The 18,047-nt window shown below is 49.6% G+C and carries 20 protein-coding genes; 6 read left to right on the top strand and 14 right to left on the bottom strand.

Annotated elements, in window-relative coordinates; translation table 11 throughout:
* Positions 1-5 precede the first annotated feature (5 nt).
* From HDCHBGLK_RS16920 to HDCHBGLK_RS16930, 3 genes are all read right to left on the bottom strand, one after another.
* A complete protein-coding gene (locus HDCHBGLK_RS16920; RefSeq protein WP_174722020.1) occupies positions 6-170 on the bottom strand; it encodes a hypothetical protein in 165 nt (54 codons plus the stop codon).
* Positions 149-1,132 (bottom strand): lipoate--protein ligase, encoded by a 984-nt coding sequence (locus tag HDCHBGLK_RS16925; protein WP_009248599.1) that lies wholly within the window; start codon positions 1,130-1,132, stop codon positions 149-151. The genes HDCHBGLK_RS16920 and HDCHBGLK_RS16925 overlap by 22 nt, the downstream gene beginning before the upstream one ends.
* A gap of 188 nt (positions 1,133-1,320) precedes the next feature.
* The gene (locus HDCHBGLK_RS16930; protein WP_004605136.1) at positions 1,321-1,614 is read right to left on the bottom strand and encodes a hypothetical protein; all 294 of its coding nucleotides are present in this window, start codon (positions 1,612-1,614) and stop codon (positions 1,321-1,323) included.
* Positions 1,615-1,779: 165 nt separating this feature from the next.
* Here HDCHBGLK_RS16930 and HDCHBGLK_RS16935 point away from each other — a divergent pair, with 165 nt between their 5' ends.
* From HDCHBGLK_RS16935 to HDCHBGLK_RS16945, 3 genes are all read left to right on the top strand, one after another.
* A complete protein-coding gene (locus tag HDCHBGLK_RS16935; RefSeq protein WP_004605135.1) occupies positions 1,780-2,511 on the top strand; it encodes an ABC transporter ATP-binding protein in 732 nt (243 codons plus the stop codon).
* A gap of 1 nt (position 2,512) precedes the next feature.
* Positions 2,513-3,358: an ABC transporter permease subunit gene (locus tag HDCHBGLK_RS16940; protein ID WP_004605134.1), complete on the top strand. Its 846-nt coding sequence runs from the start codon at positions 2,513-2,515 to the stop codon at positions 3,356-3,358.
* A 121-nt stretch (positions 3,359-3,479) separates the two neighbouring features.
* A complete protein-coding gene (locus HDCHBGLK_RS16945) occupies positions 3,480-4,532 on the top strand; it encodes a helix-turn-helix domain-containing protein (RefSeq protein WP_004605133.1) in 1,053 nt (350 codons plus the stop codon).
* Here the strand turns inward: HDCHBGLK_RS16945 and HDCHBGLK_RS16950 are convergent.
* Positions 4,529-5,197 carry a Crp/Fnr family transcriptional regulator gene (locus tag HDCHBGLK_RS16950; protein ID WP_004605132.1) on the bottom strand — a complete coding sequence of 223 codons (669 nt, stop codon included), beginning with the start codon at positions 5,195-5,197 and terminating at the stop codon, positions 4,529-4,531. The genes HDCHBGLK_RS16945 and HDCHBGLK_RS16950 overlap by 4 nt on opposite strands.
* An 84-nt stretch (positions 5,198-5,281) precedes the next feature.
* Here HDCHBGLK_RS16950 and HDCHBGLK_RS16955 point away from each other — a divergent pair, with 84 nt between their 5' ends.
* Positions 5,282-5,875 carry an ATP-binding protein gene (locus HDCHBGLK_RS16955; RefSeq protein WP_004605130.1) on the top strand — a complete coding sequence of 198 codons (594 nt, stop codon included), beginning with the start codon at positions 5,282-5,284 and terminating at the stop codon, positions 5,873-5,875.
* A 22-nt stretch (positions 5,876-5,897) separates the two neighbouring features.
* Here the strand turns inward: HDCHBGLK_RS16955 and HDCHBGLK_RS16960 are convergent, their stop codons facing one another.
* Genes HDCHBGLK_RS16960 through HDCHBGLK_RS16975 form a run of 4 tightly spaced genes read right to left on the bottom strand, consistent with a single transcriptional unit; the run spans position 5,898 to position 9,119 of the window.
* Complete coding sequence (locus tag HDCHBGLK_RS16960) at positions 5,898-6,248, bottom strand: metal-sensing transcriptional repressor (protein WP_004605129.1); 351 nt, start codon at positions 6,246-6,248, stop codon at positions 5,898-5,900.
* Between the two features lie 26 nt (positions 6,249-6,274).
* Positions 6,275-7,591: a replication-associated recombination protein A gene (locus HDCHBGLK_RS16965; protein ID WP_004605128.1), complete on the bottom strand. Its 1,317-nt coding sequence runs from the start codon at positions 7,589-7,591 to the stop codon at positions 6,275-6,277.
* A 32-nt stretch (positions 7,592-7,623) separates the two neighbouring features.
* The gene (locus tag HDCHBGLK_RS16970) at positions 7,624-8,346 is read right to left on the bottom strand and encodes a tRNA threonylcarbamoyladenosine dehydratase (RefSeq protein ID WP_004605127.1); all 723 of its coding nucleotides are present in this window, start codon (positions 8,344-8,346) and stop codon (positions 7,624-7,626) included.
* A 32-nt stretch (positions 8,347-8,378) separates the two neighbouring features.
* A complete protein-coding gene (locus HDCHBGLK_RS16975; RefSeq protein WP_004605126.1) occupies positions 8,379-9,119 on the bottom strand; it encodes a polysaccharide deacetylase family protein in 741 nt (246 codons plus the stop codon).
* Between the two features lie 126 nt (positions 9,120-9,245).
* Here HDCHBGLK_RS16975 and HDCHBGLK_RS16980 point away from each other — a divergent pair, with 126 nt between their 5' ends.
* Complete coding sequence (locus tag HDCHBGLK_RS16980) at positions 9,246-10,628, top strand: MATE family efflux transporter (protein WP_004605125.1); 1,383 nt, start codon at positions 9,246-9,248, stop codon at positions 10,626-10,628.
* Between the two features lie 51 nt (positions 10,629-10,679).
* Here the strand turns inward: HDCHBGLK_RS16980 and HDCHBGLK_RS16985 are convergent, their stop codons facing one another.
* Positions 10,680-11,249, bottom strand: a complete 570-nt coding sequence (locus tag HDCHBGLK_RS16985) for a flavin reductase family protein (RefSeq protein WP_004605124.1) — start codon at positions 11,247-11,249, stop codon at positions 10,680-10,682.
* Between the two features lie 41 nt (positions 11,250-11,290).
* A complete protein-coding gene (locus tag HDCHBGLK_RS16990; RefSeq protein ID WP_004605123.1) occupies positions 11,291-12,937 on the bottom strand; it encodes a putative manganese-dependent inorganic diphosphatase in 1,647 nt (548 codons plus the stop codon).
* A gap of 176 nt (positions 12,938-13,113) precedes the next feature.
* Here HDCHBGLK_RS16990 and HDCHBGLK_RS16995 point away from each other — a divergent pair, with 176 nt between their 5' ends.
* A complete protein-coding gene (locus HDCHBGLK_RS16995) occupies positions 13,114-13,797 on the top strand; it encodes a S1 RNA-binding domain-containing protein (protein ID WP_004605122.1) in 684 nt (227 codons plus the stop codon).
* A 110-nt stretch (positions 13,798-13,907) separates the two neighbouring features.
* Here HDCHBGLK_RS16995 and HDCHBGLK_RS17000 read toward each other — a convergent pair whose 3' ends face one another.
* From HDCHBGLK_RS17000 to HDCHBGLK_RS17015, 4 genes are read right to left on the bottom strand one after another with little or no spacing between them, the layout of a single operon-like run.
* Complete coding sequence (locus HDCHBGLK_RS17000; RefSeq protein WP_009248603.1) at positions 13,908-14,327, bottom strand: C-GCAxxG-C-C family protein; 420 nt, start codon at positions 14,325-14,327, stop codon at positions 13,908-13,910.
* A 14-nt stretch (positions 14,328-14,341) separates the two neighbouring features.
* The gene (locus HDCHBGLK_RS17005; RefSeq protein WP_039909263.1) at positions 14,342-16,261 is read right to left on the bottom strand and encodes an NAD(+) synthase; all 1,920 of its coding nucleotides are present in this window, start codon (positions 16,259-16,261) and stop codon (positions 14,342-14,344) included.
* Between the two features lie 18 nt (positions 16,262-16,279).
* Positions 16,280-17,155, bottom strand: coding sequence for an Hsp33 family molecular chaperone HslO (gene hslO / locus HDCHBGLK_RS17010; protein WP_009248605.1), 876 nt, complete (start codon positions 17,153-17,155; stop codon positions 16,280-16,282).
* Positions 17,156-17,170: 15 nt separating this feature from the next.
* Positions 17,171-17,929 (bottom strand): class I SAM-dependent DNA methyltransferase, encoded by a 759-nt coding sequence (locus HDCHBGLK_RS17015; protein WP_009248606.1) that lies wholly within the window; start codon positions 17,927-17,929, stop codon positions 17,171-17,173.
* Between the last annotated feature and the right edge of the window lie 118 nt (positions 17,930-18,047).

Here is an 18,047-nt window from a genome sequence, read left to right on the forward strand (position 1 = left end):
GGCATTCAGAATCTCCCGAAAGCGCGCCCCATCCTTCCCGCCCGCGGGCAGATGGATTGCAGATACCCGGCGCGCTCCCAGCGAATGTCCGTACAGATGCAAGTGTCTCCCAAACGGATCAGAACCCCTGCATTGTCTACCTGCCGGATTAAGATATCTCTGCAATCCAATCGATTACCTCCTTCACCTGCTTCTGCCTTTCTATGGCGGATTCTCCTTCTGCCGCGTCCGTGGCGGCGTCTGACAGATCATAACGCCTGCCTCTGAATGCCTTCTCGATCGCCTGCGGCAGGCCTATGTCCAATGCATCCGTATATACCTTTATCTCCTTGATGACGAGGTTTTCCAAGTGCATCTGAATCTCTACTTCTCCCCAGCCGAACCGTTTCTGGTGGATGATCTCGCACGCCGGAGACTGTCCATATACCCATTCCCAGGAACAATAGGATTCATAGATCTGCCGGATCTTCTCTTGATCCTCCCTGCTTAATTTCAGAATCTGCGCCGTACCATATTCCTTCTGGAAACTTTCCGCCATCTGCTCCATAATTCCCTGTGTCGTGATTTCCTGGTTCAAGTCCCTTAGGTTGCACACCCTGGATCTGACGGAATCGACGCCTTTCGCCTTCATTTTCTCTTTAGATGGCGTCAGATAGCGGGTCATCCTCTCCTTGTCCACGTCCACCATCAGCGTTCCGTGCTGCACATTGCAGCTGGCCGTCTTAGAATACGCATTGCCGGAAAATTTAAGTCCTTCCTTGGTCAGTATATCATTCCGGCCGGAAGCCTGCGTCTCAATTCCGTAGAATCCGCACGCATCCGCGATGATCCCGGACTGTCTTTTCAAGTCATACATCTCTGGAGACGCAAGAAATGTGAAGCAGACATTTCCCATATCCTGGTAGACCGCACCACCCCCCGTCGTCCGACGGGCCACATAGCCGCCTTCCTCTTCCAGAAGCCTGGCTCTGCATTCTTTCAGGATATTCTGATTCTTTCCTATTACTACAGTATGCTCATTCTGCCACAGGTACAAAATGACATCCCCTTCTTTTACCAATGTCTGCAAGTGGGCTTCCACTGCCAGATTGTATCTTGGATCATTCGATTCTGCCCATATGATGTAATTCATATTTTCCCTCCTCATTATTATATATAAATGCTGTCCTTATTGCTCTTCACCAGCCCTTTCTCCAATTGTATAACAGCATTATAGTACAGGTAAAAACAGCACAATGTCCATGCATTGTGCTGTTTGACTGATAAAACTGCAATATTATGTGATTTTCATTTAGGCCTTCGCATCATTGTGCAACGGCGCTAGCTTAATTCGACTTTCTGCGCTTCTTCCGGCTTAAAATCATTCTCCAAGTCATAGATGTTGTGCCCTGTAGATTCACTGAGCACTCTGCCTTCCAGAGAATAGCAGCGGATGAATCTCTTTCCGTCCACGCTTGACCAGTGCTCCACGTCCCAACTCATGTATCCGTCCTCGTCGCTTTTCTTTTCTTTCAGATACAGATCCACTTGGCGTCCGTCCTTCATCTGCTGAATCAGTCCCTTGGTTCCGTCCACTTCCACTTCTACCTTATTTACTTTGTCATAAATCTTCATAGCATTCCCTCCGCTAATCTCATATTAACTTACGGTATGATTATACCTTTAATAAGAGGAAAAAACAATACTTGTGAATCCGCTCTTGACAAATCGCTTTTTCTATCGTATTATTGTACTAAGTTTATAATACAGTAATACATTAGTACAGAAGGAGGCAATCTCATGACTGCAATATTAAGAACCAATCATCTGACCAAACGATATAATAACCGGGCGGTCGTAAATGACCTGTCCATGACGATCCATGAAGGAGATATCTATGGTTTCATCGGCAAGAACGGCGCGGGCAAGACCACCCTCATCCGTATGATTACCGGACTTGCATCTCCCAGCGACGGAAATATCCTGCTGTTCGGAAGTCCCGAACTTAAGGAAGGCCGCTCAGCCATCGGAACCGTCATCGAATCTCCCGCCTTTTATCCGGGTATGACCGCAAGGCAGAACCTTATTGTCCAGTGCAAACTGCAAGGCATCCGTGACGAATCCCAGGCAGATGCCATTCTGACTCTGGTGGGGCTTGATGATACCGGACATAAGAAAGCCAAAGACTTCTCTCTGGGAATGCGCCAAAGGCTTGCAATCGCCATTGCCCTGATTGGAAGTCCCAGACTTCTGATACTGGATGAGCCAACCAACGGTCTGGATCCGGAAGGAATCAAAGAGGTGCGCGAATTAATCCTGAAACTGAACCGGGATCGTAAAATCACCGTATTGATTTCCTCCCACATCCTGGGAGAACTGTCAAAATTCGCGACTCGCTATGGCATCATCCATCACGGAAAGTTAATTGAAGAATTTACGGAAAATCAACTGTGGGAACGCTGCAGTTCCAAAGACGGTACCAGGCAGATGGACCTGGAAGATTATTTCTTAAGCAGAATAGGAGGAAGATAGCATGCTGAACTTACTAAAAAGCGATTTCTACAAACTCGGGAAGGCAAGATACTTCTGGGTATGCCTGATCCTTACCGCGGCCCTGGCTGCAGGGACCGTCTTCTTAATGGACTTTGCCTATAAGATGGCCGGGGAGCAGATGACCCAGCAAGTGGAACAAAAGCAGCAGGCCATGGATGAAAACGGAATCAACGTGACTACCGAGGGCGTTCCGGCAAGCCGCGAGGAACTGTCAGCCTCCCGTCAGATGGTAACCTTTTTTGCAGGCAATACCACGCTGATCCTAGCAGTTCTCATCTCTCTTTTCGTAGGCAGCGAATTCAATCACGGTACCATCAAGAACATTGCCTCCAAGAATTATGGCCGCTCCCAGATCTATGCTTCCAAACTGGCTGCCGGCGTTCTCTGCGGAATCCTGTTCACCTTTATCTATGCTGCTGTCTCTATGGCTGCGGCAACTATCCTGTGGGGATTCGGGGATGTGAACGCAGGCTTCTGGCCGGATGCCCTTAAGTCTGTCGGACTGGAACTATTGCTGACAAGTGCCTTTGTATCTATCTTCGTAATGTTCAGCATGCTGATCCGCCAGAATGGAGGCTCGCTTGCCGCTAATATTTGTTTTCTGGAGTTTGTGTCGCTGATCGTGATGCTGGGAGAGATGCTGATCAAAAAGATCAGTGGAAAAGAAATTATCCTGAGCAATTATCTGATTGACACGAATATGAACGCCATCACGGCAGGCCTTAATAAAGCCATCGCTGTACGAAGCCTGTGCGTGGCTTTTGGCTTTTTCCTGGCTGCCATGCTGATTGGAATGTTAAGTTTCCAGAAGCGCGACATCAAATAAAATTAACCGCTGGTTCATTTATTGTTCCGTCAGTTAACTTTCCCTCCATTGTCTGAAGTCGGAGGCTCTGCTATGATATTCTTAACCCGAAGATGCACAGATAAATAGGAGGAACTATGATATGAAAATTAATGAAATGATACGTACCAGACGCAAGGAAATGAATCTGACCCAGGAGCAGGTGGCTTCCCGCCTTGGCGTGTCCGCTCCGGCCGTCCACAAGTGGGAAACGGGGAACTCTTATCCGGACATCACCCTGCTTCCTGCCCTGGCAAGACTTTTGGGCACGGACCTTAATACCCTGCTCTCCTTTCAGGAGGATCTAAGCAGGCAGGAGGTGGATCAGTTCTGCGCTGATCTTTGCCAGATGATTGAGGCGAAAGGGTTCGCGGCCGGCTTTGAGGCTGCTATGGATAGGACTGCCCAGTATCCCAACTGCGATGCCCTGGCTTACCTTGCTGCTGCCACGCTGGAAGGCTGCCTATATCTATTGTCTGCTGAAGATGCCGGACCATACCAGAAACGCATAGAAGCACTTTACGAACGGGCTTCTCACGGTGATGATGCAACGATACGGGGCCTGGCCAGATCCATGATCATCAGCAAATCCATGGCCCGTGGAGAGTATGAAAGGGCGCAGGAACTGCTGGATGAGGACAAAGAAATTTCAAAATCGCTCTTCCATCATGTATTTCTGCAAAGCAATCTCTACCTTCAGCAGGACAGGCTCGAAGAAGCTTCCGAACTGCTGGAGCGGGAATTGCTCGGCAGCGCCGGCAACATCCAGTCAACGCTTCTCATGATGCTGGACATTGCGCTAAAGGAACAGGATATGCACGCAGCTTCTTATATAGCCCAAGTCTCTGAACAGACCGCTCATCTATATGACCTCTGGTCCTATAACTCCTATGTGGCAGGCTTCCAGCTGGCCGTATCGGCAAGAGATGAATCGGAAACGCTAAGATATCTCCAAAAACTTTTAGAAGCGTCTCAAACCAGCTGGGATATAAGTGCCTCCCCGCTATACCGCCACCTGCCGGAAAATGGAGGGGCATTCCTGAAGGACCACTTCCCCGCAGGCCTGGCAAACTCCATGAAAACAGATGAATGCCTAACGTTTCTCCACGACAATCCAAAATTCTGGGAACTGGTCAAAAAGTATGCTAATGATTAGTCCTGGCCGTACAGCCAGAATTCGAACTTCTTATAATCCAGGAGGCCCTCGCCTCTTAACTTGCTAAGTTCCGCAGACATGGCGCTTCTTTCTACACAGAGATAATCTGCCAGTTCCTGCCTGTTAAATGGAATAAAGAAGTGCCGGCTTCCAGCCTTTTTGGACTGTGACGACAGATAAGACAGCAATTTTTCCCGCGTACTCCTTTTTGAGATATGGCCAATCTTCTCACTGAGCATCACATTCTTTCTTGCCAGAATATATACCATGTTCTCAACCATCTTCTGATGAAAGGGGCAGGCCGTCGGGCAGACGGAAAGGATGCGGCCAGCCTCGAGAAAGAGCACCTTGCTCTCAGATATGGAAGTGATGCTGACCGGGCTGTTCTTTATGCCCGCACAGGCATACGCTGCGCCGAATAGTTCGCCCGGCTCCAGCATCTCCTGAATATTCCGGTTTCCGAATACATCTTCATTCTCCACCTGCACGCACCCCTTTAGGATTACCCCTACCTTCTTAAGCGTCTCTGCTTCTGTAAGGATCCGCTCATTTTTTCCATATGTCTTCATCTGTCCGTCCAGGCAGGATATCATCTCTTCCATGTCCTGCTCGTTTACCCCTGTAAATAACGGAGACATCTGTAAAATTTTTATGTCATTTTTCATATTTTACCTCTTTTGTTGGAAATACAACATATCTTCTGATTTTATTATAGTAGACTAAGCCTATCAAATCAAGGAGGTAAGACGATGATCAGAAAAATCATTCGAATAGATGAAGAGAAATGTAATGGATGCGGCGCCTGCGCAGATGCCTGCCACGAGGGCGCGATCCAGATGATAGGCGGGAAAGCCCGTCTGACCCGCGAGGACTACTGCGACGGCCTTGGAGATTGCCTGCCGGCCTGTCCCGCGAACGCCATCACCTTTGAAGAGAGGGAAGCCCCGGCCTACGATCAGGCAGCCGTAAAAGAACATCTGGCGAAGACCCAGAACCAATGGCCCGTACAGCTCAAACTAGTTCCCACCCAGGCTCCTTATTTTGACGACTCGGATCTGCTGATTGCAGCCGACTGCACCGCCTATGCTTATGCTGACTTCCATAGGCAGTTTAGTAAAAACCGGATTACCTTGATCGGCTGCCCCAAGCTGGATGCCGTCGATTATACGGAAAAACTTGCCGAAATCCTGAAATCCAATGACATTCGAAGCCTTACCGTCGTGCGCATGGAAGTCCCCTGCTGCGGCGGCATCGAATACGCCGCAAAAGAGGCGCTTAAGGCAAGCGGCAGATCCATCCCCTGCCAAGTAGTCACCATCGGGATCAATGGCACGATCCTCTAGTTAAGCTATCCTTTCAGATATTTTATTTCATGAATTTGTCTATGGCCTGGTTCAGCCGCTCAATGGCTTCCAGGTCATTTTCTTCCACCGCTTCCACGATGCAGTGGTTCATGTGGTTCTTTAAGACCACCTTGCCCGTATTATTGATGGCCGAGCGCACTGCTGCCAGCTGAATCAGCACGTCGCTGCAGTCGGCATCCTTCTCTACCATCCGTTTTACGGATTCCAGGTGGCCGATGGCTTTTGACAGGCGATTGATGACCGCCTTCTTTTCCTGCTGGCTATGCACATGGCCATGGTGCTTAAGCTGATGATCTTCCAGTCCATCCTCATGGCTGTGGGGCGTCATCTGCTCTTTCTCTGTATGTTCCATAGTGTTTCATCCACCTTCTTATGCTTCTATCCTTTTTTCAAATACTCCATCCACCTTTTGATCTCTTTTTCCTGCCCCATGTCCCCTGGCTCATAGAACCTGGCATCCTTGATCTCTTCGGGAAGATACTGCTGCTTCACATAGTGGTGGGGATAATCATGGGCATACTTATAGCCGATGCCGTGGCCCAGATTCTTAGACCCTTTATAATGAGCATCCTGAAGATGGGCCGGTACGCTGGTCTTCTGGCTCTTTACGTTTTCCATAGCCCCGAAGATCGCATTGGTGGCCGAATTGCTCTTAGGCGCGGTTGCCACGTATAAGACTGCCTGGGACAGAATGATCTGCGCTTCCGGCATTCCAATCCGCTCTACTGCCTGTGCCGCGGACACCGCCACAGTTAGCGCCATGGGGTCTGCATTTCCCACATCCTCGGAAGCGCAGATCATAATCCTCCTTGCGATGAACTTGATATCTTCTCCCGCATACAGCATCTTCGCAAGATAGTATACGGCAGCATCCGGGTCAGACCCCCGCATGCTCTTGATAAATGCGGAGATGGTATCATAGTGGTTGTCTCCTGTCTTATCGTAGCGGACTACCCTTTTCTGGATGCACTCCGATGCCACAGGGAGCGTGATATGAATCTTTCCGTCATCGCTCCTTTCTGTGGTAAGAATCCCCAATTCAACGGCATTCAACGCATTTCTTGCGTCTCCGCCCGAGATGTCAGCCAGAAATTCCAGCGCGTCTTCCTCGATCACCGCATCGTAACTGCCCATGCCCTTTTCGACGTCATAGACCGCGCGGCGGATCACCGTCTTGATATCTTCCTTGTCCAGAGGATGCAATTCAAAGATGCTGGAGCGGGAGATCAATGCGCCGTTTACCTCAAAATATGGATTCTCAGTGGTTGCGCCTATTAAAATAATGGTCCCGTCTTCCACGAATGGGAGCAGATAATCCTGCTGGCTTTTATTAAACCGGTGAATCTCATCCACGAAAAGGATGGTTTTCTTCTGGTACATGCCCAAGGTTTCTTTGGCCCGGCCCACCACTTCCTCCATGTCCTTTTTCCCGGCAACCGTGGCATTGATCTGGGTAAACACGGCGCTGGTAGTATTGGCGATCACCTTGGCAAGCGTCGTCTTCCCGGTTCCCGGCGGTCCGTAAAATATGATAGAACTTAACTTGTCCGCCTTGATCGCACGGTAAAGCAGCTTGTCTTTTCCTATTATATGCTGCTGCCCCACCACCTCTTCCAGCGTGGACGGTCGCAGCCTGGAAGCCAGCGGCGCTTCCTTGTCCAAATTCTTTTCTCTAACGTAGTCAAATAAATCCATCTTCCGTTCCCTCTTTCACAATCTAACGCCTGTTATTCCAATTCTGCAAGCAGATCCCGTATGGCTTCGCCTGCAATCAGAAGCCCCGCTACCGGCGGAACGAAGGATATGCTCCCCGGAAGGGCTCTGCGGCATCCCGCGTCTTCTTCTGTCTCCCGGTCTGATACATCCACAGGCATTTCCTTGGAATACAATACCTTCAGATGCCGGATTCCCCTTGCTTTCAGTTCTTTACGCATCACCTTGCAAAGCGGGCACACGGAGGTCTTGCTGATGTCAGTAATCTCAAACAACTCGCCGTGCAGCTTATTCCCGGTTCCCATGCTGCTGATGATCGGGATCCCGCATTCCAATGCCTTCTGTGCCAGGGCAATCTTGGCCGTCACCGTATCGATGGCATCGATGATATAGTCAGGCCGCTCTTTTAATATCTCTTCTAGATTCCCCGGAAGAATGAATGTCTCATAGGTAGACACCTGCGTTTCCGGGCAGATATCTGCAATCCTTTCTTTCATCACTTCCGTCTTATACCGGCCAATCGTACTGTGGTAAGCGATGGACTGCCGGTTGATATTGGTCAGCGAGACCTTGTCATTGTCTACCAGTATCAGCCTGCCAACCCCGCTTCTTGCCAGCGCCTCTATGCAGTGGGAGCCCACGCCCCCCACGCCAAGCACCATGATGCAGGTTCTGCGAAGCTTTCGGAGTCCTTCTTCTCCAATTAATCGTTCTGTTCTTGAAAATTCATTTATCATTTCTTTCTACCATCTATACCTTTTCATTTTATCTAATCCAGGATCAATTCATCCACGGTTACAAACTCGAACCCCTTCTCCTTAAGGATATCTACAATGCGAAGGGCAGCATCCACGCTGGAATCATAACAGTCATGCAATAGAATAATATCATTTTCCTCGGCTTCCGTCACTACTTTATTCACAATTTCATCCACATTCTCCGTGGTCCAGTCCAGCGGATCTATGCTCCATATGACCGGCATCACTTCCAGGTCTAATTCCAGCCTGCGCTGCCATATCCCAAAAGGCGGCCTCATGTATTCCACATGCTTTCCCGTAATTGAGAAGATTGCCTCATCCGTATCCAGGATCTCTTTTTTAGCCTCGTCGTCCGATACCTTGGCGATATCCACATGGTTGTATGTATGGTTTCCGATCAGATGCCCTTCTTCAAACAGCCGTTTCACAAGTTCGGGATTTTCCTTGGCATTCTTTCCGATCAGAAAGAAAGTGGCTTTTACATTTCTTTCCTTCAGTCCGTCCAAGAGCCTTCCCGTACAATGGACGCTTGGCCCGTCATCGAATGTAATGGCGATCTTCGGAGCCTCCGCTACCATAGTAGAACTTACATACTCCACCGCATCCGTCACGGCTCTCTCCTCTGCGGCTTCCTTTGCAGGCTTGTTTTCATTCTGCCCGGTATGCATGGATATTCCCAGCAGGTTGAACAGGCAGAAGGTATATAGCAGCCCGCATAATATCTTTATTTTATGCCTCTTGATTCTCTCCATCCGGCACTACCTCTGATGATCTGCGCTTCATTTCATGTATATGAGGATATGCAAAGCAGTATGTAAGCCATTGCAATATATATTGGAGAATGTTATAATAGCCAATGTTATTTAGGAGGAAAAAATATGTCAGATATACAGACGAAAGAATATCCCGAAAGGGAAAATAAAATGGGAACCATGCCGGTTCCGAAACTATTGATCACTATGTCTCTGCCCATGATGATCTCCATGCTTGTGCAGGCACTGTACAATATTGTAGACAGCATGTTTGTTGCCCAGCTCAGCGAGGACGCCCTGACCGCAGTGTCGCTTGCCTTTCCGATTCAGACGCTGATGATCGCGGTAGCATCCGGTACTGGCGTCGGCATCAATGCGCTGCTTTCCAGGAATCTGGGAGAAAAGAATTTTGAAGGCGCTGACAGTGCTGCCAAGAATGGCCTGTTCCTTGGAATTGCAAGCTGTATCGTATTTGCCGTAGTTGGACTTCTGGGCTCCCACTTCTTCTTTGCCTTGCAGACGGATAACCAGACCATCGTCAAATATGGCACGGAATATCTTACCATCATCACGCTGTGTTCCGCAGGGATCTTCCTGCAGATTACCTTCGAGCGTCTGATGCAGTCAACCGGAAAAACCATTTACAACATGATTACCCAGGGAACCGGAGCCATCATCAATATCATCCTGGATCCCATCATGATCTTTGGACTGTTCGGCTTCCCCAGGATGGAAGTCGCCGGGGCAGCCCTGGCTACCATAACCGGACAGGTGGTGGCAGTGTCCATGTCCTTTTATTTTAATGCTACCAGGAATAAAGAGATCAATATCAGCCTGAAGGGATTCCGTCCCCACGCTAAGACCATTGCCATCATCTATGAAGTAGGCGTTCCGTCTATTATTATGCAGGCTATCGGATCTGTCATGACATTTGGAATGAATAAGATCCTGCTCATGTTTTCTTCTACGGCTGCTGCTGTATTTGGCGTGTACTTCAAGCTGCAGAGTTTTATATTCATGCCGGTATTCGGACTGAATAACGGCATGATTCCGATCATCGCCTACAATTACGGCGCCAGGAATAAGAAACGTATCACGCAGGCCGCCAAGTTAAGCGTCCTGATCGCCGTAACGATTATGATCATAGGTCTGATCATCTTCCAGACCTGCTCTGGATTCCTGCTTAAGAATCTGTTCGACGCTTCCGAGAACATGCTGTCCATCGGCGTGCCCGCGCTTCGGATCATCAGCCTCAGTTTCCTGTTTGCGGGCTACTGTATCATCGTAGGCTCTGTCTTCCAGGCGCTTGGCAACGGCGTTTACAGCCTGATCGTATCTGTTGCCAGGCAGCTCCTGGTAATCCTTCCGGTTGCCTATCTGTTTGCCAGATTTTTCGGACTTTCCATGGTATGGTGGTCCATCCCGATCGCGGAGATCGTCTCCGTTATCCTGTCCACCCTACTCCTTCGGCGCATCTACCGGCTAAAGGTAAAGCCATTGGAAGGCTGATACAGCAAAAAGGATATGTCCGCCACAAAGTGGCAGGACATATCCTTTTTGCTATCTCTTCTTTTTCACGCTCCATCCGAATTTCCCAAGGGGCTTCCCAAGGCTTAAGTATTCTCCATGGGAATAGGTCAAAAGTCCTGTGGAATTCAGTTCGAATTTCCCGTTCTTTTTCATATATGCTTCATCTACCTGGACGGCTGCCACTTCTGCCAGAAACATATGATGCGTTCCCAGTTCCTTCACTTCTGTCACCTTACATTCGATATTCACCGGACTTTCCTGTATAGTCGGTGCATAGCGCAGTTTCTCGGCCGCACCTTTTGTCAGATGCATCTTTGTCCATTTATCTACATCTTTCCCGGATCTGACGCCGCACCAGTCTGTAGCATAGGCCAGCGACTCTGTGGTCAGGTTGACCACGAATTCGCCGGTCTCCTTGATCATGTGATAGGAATACCGCTCCGGCCTGACGGAGATATAGAGCATGGCTGGATCTGAACAGACTGTTCCTGTCCATGCCACCGTCAATATATTGGCATTTCCTTCCTTATCCGCCGAGCTTACCATCACCGCGGGCAACGGATACAGCATATTGCCCGGCCTCCACACCTGTCTTCCCATTCTTTCATTCCTTCCTGTCTTTTTCAATATTTCCTGTATGCCTATTGCTGAAGCGCTCCCACCAGAGTCGGAATCAGCTGTTTCTTTCTGGATACCACGCCTTTCAGGATAATCTTATCCGTATCCTCTCTCAGATCATAGGCATCTATGATATACGCCTTTGCCCCATTGCCGAAGCACAGCAGTTCCGTAGATTCATCCAGGATATCCGTCAGCATGAAATAGATCATCTGCAGCTTATGAGATTCCAATACCTTCGGCATATGCGGTATCAGGGTCTTCTTGATTTCTTCTAACTCATCCCGGTTCATGGAGTTAATCTGCCCCACGCCGAACACGATGTCATTGACCGTAAACTGCTTGAAGTCCTGGAAGCAGATGTCCTCCGCGCTCTTTCCCTTCAGGCTGCTTCCTGCCCGGAACATCTCCTGAGCCATCTGCTCCAGGTTGATGCCTGCAATCTTGGCCAGCCTCTTTGCTGCCCTCTCGTCCACAGCAGTACAGGTAGGAGAACGGAACAGCAGGGTATCGGATATAATCGCGGAGCACAGAAGCCCGGCGATGGTTGGCGTGATCTTAACGCCGGCCTCCTCGTACATCTGATAGACGATCGTCGCCGTACAGCCAACCGGCTGGTTCCGAAAGAACACCGGCCCTATGGTCTCAATATTCCCCAGTCTGTGATGGTCAATGATCTCCACGATATCAGCTTCTTCGATGCCGTCCACTGCCTGGGACTTCTCATTGTGATCCACAAGGATCACCTTCTTCTTGCTTACATCCATGAAGCGCCGCCTGGAGATAAAGCCCTTAAAGCGGCCATGCCGGTCCAGTATGGGGAAATCGCGGAACTTTTTCTTTGTCATGACTTCCTTGATATCTTCCACGTAGTCGCTCATACGGAAGGTAACCAGAGGCATCTTGCTCATAAAATGCTTGACCGGGATGCTCTGGTTGATCAGCCTGGCTGCCGTAAATGTATCATGAGGCGTGCTGATAATGACGATACTTCTTTCTTCTGCCTTCTGCACCAGTTCTTCCGATACCTTGGCTCCCTGGCAGACCACCAGGCAGCTGGCATCAATATCTACCGCGCAGGCCTGGGATTCGTACCGGTTCCCCAGTATAACCAGATCATCCTTCTCAATGAACTCTGCCATCAAGTCCGGATTGGAGGCTCCGATCGCCACCTTCCCCTTTGTAAAATAGCCGTGCTCATTGCCGGTGACCAAGGTGCCGTCCAAGGTCCTGATGATATTCTTATACTGCGTCTTGGCGTCTGAAAGTACCCGGTTATCATAGACATCCATATAAGACGTGGCAATGTCCCCTGTCGAGATGACGCCGACCAGTTCCTCATCCTTCAGGATCGGAATGGTCTTTACATTGTTTTCCTTCATCTTTGCCCAGGTGTCTTTGATGGACACATTTGGCTCAACTCCATCAATCTTATGTATGTCCATGTCCTTGACCTGAAGTTTGACATTCTGAAGCAGATCCGGCGCGTCCACCTTGAATTTCTGCAGCACGTAATGCGTCTCTTCATTGATCTGCCCCGCTCTTTTCGCAACGTATTCATTCCCCGTAACTTCGCGTTTCAAGTGCGCGTATGCAATGGCCGAGCAGATGGAATCCGTATCCGGATTCTTATGTCCCACAATGTATACCTTGCTTGATTTCTTTCCCATAGTTCAACATCCCCTAATCATAAGTTCTTAAAGTAAGAGTGCCATCTTTTTAGGGTTTCGTCAACCACAAATTCCAGAATATGTGTTTTTTTCTTTGAACATACCTGCCATTATATGCTATACTAGAAACAGCATGTGAAAGCATATGAGTCTTACTATTAGGAAGGGATAATACTATGAGCGAAGAATTATTACAAGAAGAAGCAAAGCAAGAAGAAACAATGGCAGATCTGGAGGAATATTTCGACGATGCCAATCCATGGAATCTGGTGCAGTCATATATGGACAACAAGACCGTTCTTCCGGTAAAGGTAGAAGGTATCGTTAACGGCGGCGCCATTGCCATGGTAGAGGGACTGAGAGGATTCATTCCTGCATCCAAACTGTCCTTATCTTATATCGAGGATCTGGAGACGTATCTTTTAAAGGATATCGAGGTCAGGGTCATCGACGTAGACCAGGCAAACAACCGCCTCGTGCTGTCTGCTCGTGAAATCCTCAAGGAGAAAGAGAAAAAAGCCATGGAAGAAAAGATTGCCAATGTCAAAGTAGGCAGCGTTCTGACCGGCAAGGTAGAAAGCCTGCAGAACTACGGCGCATTCGTACGCCTGGAAGACGGGCTGTCCGGCCTGGTGCATATCTCCCAGATCAGCCAGAAGCGCGTGAAATCACCGAAAGACGTGCTGACGGAAGGCCAGGAAGTAGGCGTTAAGATCATTGGCGTAAAAGACGGCAAGATCAGCCTCAGCATGAAGGCTTTGGAAGAGGTACAGGAAGAACCGGTAGAAAAAGTGGAGATTCCTAAATCTGAGAACATCGGAACCAGCCTTGGAGATCTGTTCAAGGATCTCAAGTTCTAAGAAACGAACAGAAAAAGAATAAGGCCGGAATCCGCGCCTGCCATGGCGTCAGATCCCGGTCTTATTTTCTTAAAATGCTTTTGCCTGCCCTTTGTCAATTTTCTATTCTGCTACGACTCTTGTCCAAATTCCATCTCATCAATCAGCGCAGCCGCGTCCTCCACGCATTGGGTACAGCAGATCAGCGGCTGAGGCCCATCCATGTTCTTAAGATCCCGGCAATAGATGGAACCGTTCTTTTCCGTAAACTTCCTGGCAGCCTCCCGGAATCTGGCATAGGTATCCATCTTGGTCTTCAGAGGATGTTCCATATCGCCGGCGCTGTTTGCCAGGCTTATCACCAGGAACATTCCCGTTACGGCCCCGCAGGTATCCCGAAGGCCTCCCATGCCAAGGCCGAACCCTTCGGTCAGCCGGAAGACATCCTCCTCCTTGACGCCCAGTTCCTCGCAGTATGCGCAGGCCACTGCCTGGCAGCAATTGTAACCTTGCTTAAACTTTTTGACAGCAAGTTCTTTATTGCCCTTCATTCCATTCATCTCCTTTACTTCTTGCGTTCCTTTTCTAATTCTTCCAGCCATACATCTGAGCAGGCATCGCTTGGCATTCTCCAGTCTCCCCTCGGCGAGAGGGCCACGGTTCCCACTTTTGGGCCATCCGGCAGGCAGGAACGCTTGAACTGCTGGGTGAAGAATCTCCGGCAGAAAGTGTGAAGCCACTTATAGATGGTCTCCTCATCGTACTCTCCTTCAAAGGAGCGTTTTGCAATCCGGTATATCTTTCCCGGCTCATATCCGAATCTGAGCAGATAGTACAGGAAAAAGTCATGTAATTCGTATGGCCCTACCAGATCTTCCGTCTTCTGCGCGATCTCTCCGTCCTTTGGAGGAAGCAGTTCCGGGCTTACGGGCGTGTCCAGCACATCATAGAGCACGGCTTTTAGTTCCGCATCCTCGCAGGAGTCCGCATAGTAGTGCACCAGATGCCTTACCAGAGTTTTGGGAACGGATGCATTTACTCCATACATGGACATATGATCTCCATTGTAGGTTGCCCATCCCAAGGCCAGTTCCGACATGTCTCCGGTACCGATCACGATTCCGCCTGCCTGGTTGGCCACATCCATCAGCACCTGGGTCCGCTCCCTTGCCTGGGAGTTCTCATAAGTGACGCTGTGATCGTCAAGATCATGGCCAATATCCTTAAAATGCTGCTCGACGGATGCTCCGATCGGGATCTCTCTCAATGTGGCTCCCAGCTTGCGGGACATCTTGCAGGCATTCTGATACGTCCTGTCTGTTGTCCCAAAGCAGGGCATGGTCACCGCAACGATGTCTTTTCGCTCCATCCCGAGGGCATCGAATGCCTTTGCAGTCACCAGCAGCGCCAGGGTAGAATCTAAGCCGCCGGAGATTCCGACTACCGCGCTTTTCGCCCTTGCATGGGAGATCCGCTTCTTAAGCCCCATGGCCTGGATCATCAGAATCTCCTCGCAGCGCCGCGCTCGCTCGCCTTCTTCTTCCGGCACGAAGGGCCTGGAAGGAAACGTCCTGGTAAGCGCGGTCTCCTCCTTGCAGATCGTAAATGGTACGCGGATCAGCTTCGGCTCTTTCGCAGTCTGGAAGGTGGTATTCTTCCTTCTCTCCCCAAGCAGACGCTTGATGTCAATCTCTGTGTAGATAACGCCATTTTCAAAGCGCCTGCCTTCTTTCAGCACGCTCCCGTTCTCGGCGATCAGATTATGTCCGCCAAATACCAGATCCGTGGTAGACTCCCCTTCTCCCGCATTTGCATAGAGATATCCGCAGATCAGGCGGGCGGACTGGCCTTCTATCAAATTTCTTCTGTAGGTGGATTTTCCGACGGTCTCATCGCTGGCGGAGCAGTTTGCGATGATCACTGCCCCTTCCCTTGCGGCCTCTATGCTGGGAGGAACGCTGGACCAGGCATCTTCGCAGATCTCTGCGGAAACCACCAGCGATTCCATGGAATCTGCCACGAACAGAAGCTGTGGTCCAAAGGGCATCTTCTCTCCATCAAACAGAATCTCCCTTGCCACAGACGGTCCCTCGGTAAACTGGCGCATCTCATAGAATTCTCCATAGTTTGGAAGGAAGCTTTTGGTGGTCAGGCCTAAGATCTTTCCCTGGTTCAGGGCAGCCGCCACGTTGTACAGTTTTCCCTCCACCGCCACAGGAACGCCGACAAAGATCAGCGCGTCCTTTCCTTTTGTATGGCTCGCGATCTTATGGAGGGCTGCCCTAGCCTCTTGAAGCAGTACTTCCTGGGTAAACAGGTCGCCGCAGGTATATCCCGTCACGCACAATTCCGGGAATGCCACCACCTTGGCTCCTTCCTTGACAGTCTCGTCAATCAGGCCGCAGATCTTTTCTGTATTATAGGTAACATCCGCCACCCTGATATCCGGAGTGGCTGCCGCTACCTTTACAAATCCATGTCTCATCTTCATCCTCCCGCTTTCTTATTTGCTCCGTTTTATAATTTCTTTCAGTTCATCCACTGAATACTTATATGCCGCATTACAGAAATGGCATTTTACTTCAATCTCTTCCCCGTCATCGATCATCTTCTGGATCTCCTTTTTGCCTACGCTTACGATCGCCTTTTCTACCCGTTCCTTGGAGCAGTTGCAGTAAAACCGGGTCGGAACCGTATCCGTAATCTCAAGGTCCAAGCCTGCCAGAAGTTCCTCCAGCAGTTGCTGGGGCGTATAGCCTCGATCCAGCAGTTCAGTCACGGAGGTGATATTCTTAAGATTCTCCTCCAGCCTGGCGATCGTCTCCTCCTGCGCAAATGGCATCAGCTGGATGATGAATCCGCCGGCGCGGCGCACCGTATTGTTCTTATTCATCAGCACTCCAAGTCCCACAGAAGACGGCACCTGCTCAGAATTGGCAAAGTAATAGGTCAGATCCTCCGCGATCTCGCTGCTGACCAGGATCGTCTGTCCGGAGTATGGCTCTTTGAGCCCCATATCTTTGATTACCTGTAAAAGTCCGATGCCGACAGCGCCTCCTACATCCAGCTTCCCGTTTTTAGCCGGAAGCAGCACATCAGGATTATTGACATAGCCTTTTACATTGGCCTTGCTGTCCGCTGTAACGGTTATCCCGCCCAGAGGCCCGTCCCCCCGGATCTGGAGGGTCAGCATGTCCGTATCATTCTTCATCATGCTCCCCATCATAGCGCCAGCGCTCAGCAGACGTCCAAGAGCCGCCGTAGCCACAGGGCTGGTGTTATGATGCTCCCTTGCCGTCTCTACCATTTCTCTTGTTGTAGCGGCAAATGCCCGGATCTGGTTATTTGCCGCTGTCGCTCTTACAATATAATCTTCCATTCTCATACTCCTTTTTTATTTTCCATATTCCTGGGCAATCACGCAGATGCGCTCGCTGTCATACATGGGCACATCCCTGGTATAGGCATCATAAGCCGTAAGGTATCTAAGCCCTGCCCGCTCGATCAGATTCTTTATCTTTTCCAAAGTGTACGCCTTCTGGTAATGCGCCTCCTGGTATTTCCGGTACAGTTCAGGATCTTCCTGGCTCTGCACAAACAAGGTCAGTTCATATTCATTGATCCCCTGCTCCTCATCATAATAATTATCCCAGATAAAACTACATTCCTCCCGCTCTTCCGCGAACGTTCCATCTCCCAATACTTCCCGGTATTTATATTCTGTATTAAAGTCAAAGATAAATATACCCTGGGGATCCAGATAATTATTCACCAGACGGAATACTTCCTGTAATTCTTCTTCATCCGTCACATAATTCACGGAATCGCAGACGCTTAGCACCGCCCTCACCGTGCCATACAGTTCGAACTCCCGCATATCCTGCAGCAGGTACAGGATGTCATGGCCGCTGTTCAGGCGCTTTTCCATGGCAATTTCCAGCATATCCTCGGAATTATCCACGCCTATCATATCATAGCCCTTTGCTGAGAGCAACTCTGTCATGCTTCCTGTTCCGCAGCCAAGTTCCAGCACCAGCCCGTCACTTATCTGGTACTCCTTCAACATTCTTTCTATATAATCTGCCCACTCGTCATAAGGCACATTGTCCATAAACGTATCATATACTTCGGCAAAATTCGTATATGCTTCCATCCCTTCACTCCTTTTATCCTGACACTCCCACACCATATATAGTATAACAGAATTATCCAAAAAGTGTATAGAATTATGCACAGAAGATGCCCGGAAAATCAAGAGTGATTCCCCGGGC

The organism is [Clostridium] scindens ATCC 35704 (assembly GCF_004295125.1).
GTDB lineage: Bacteria > Bacillota > Clostridia > Lachnospirales > Lachnospiraceae > Clostridium_AP > Clostridium_AP scindens.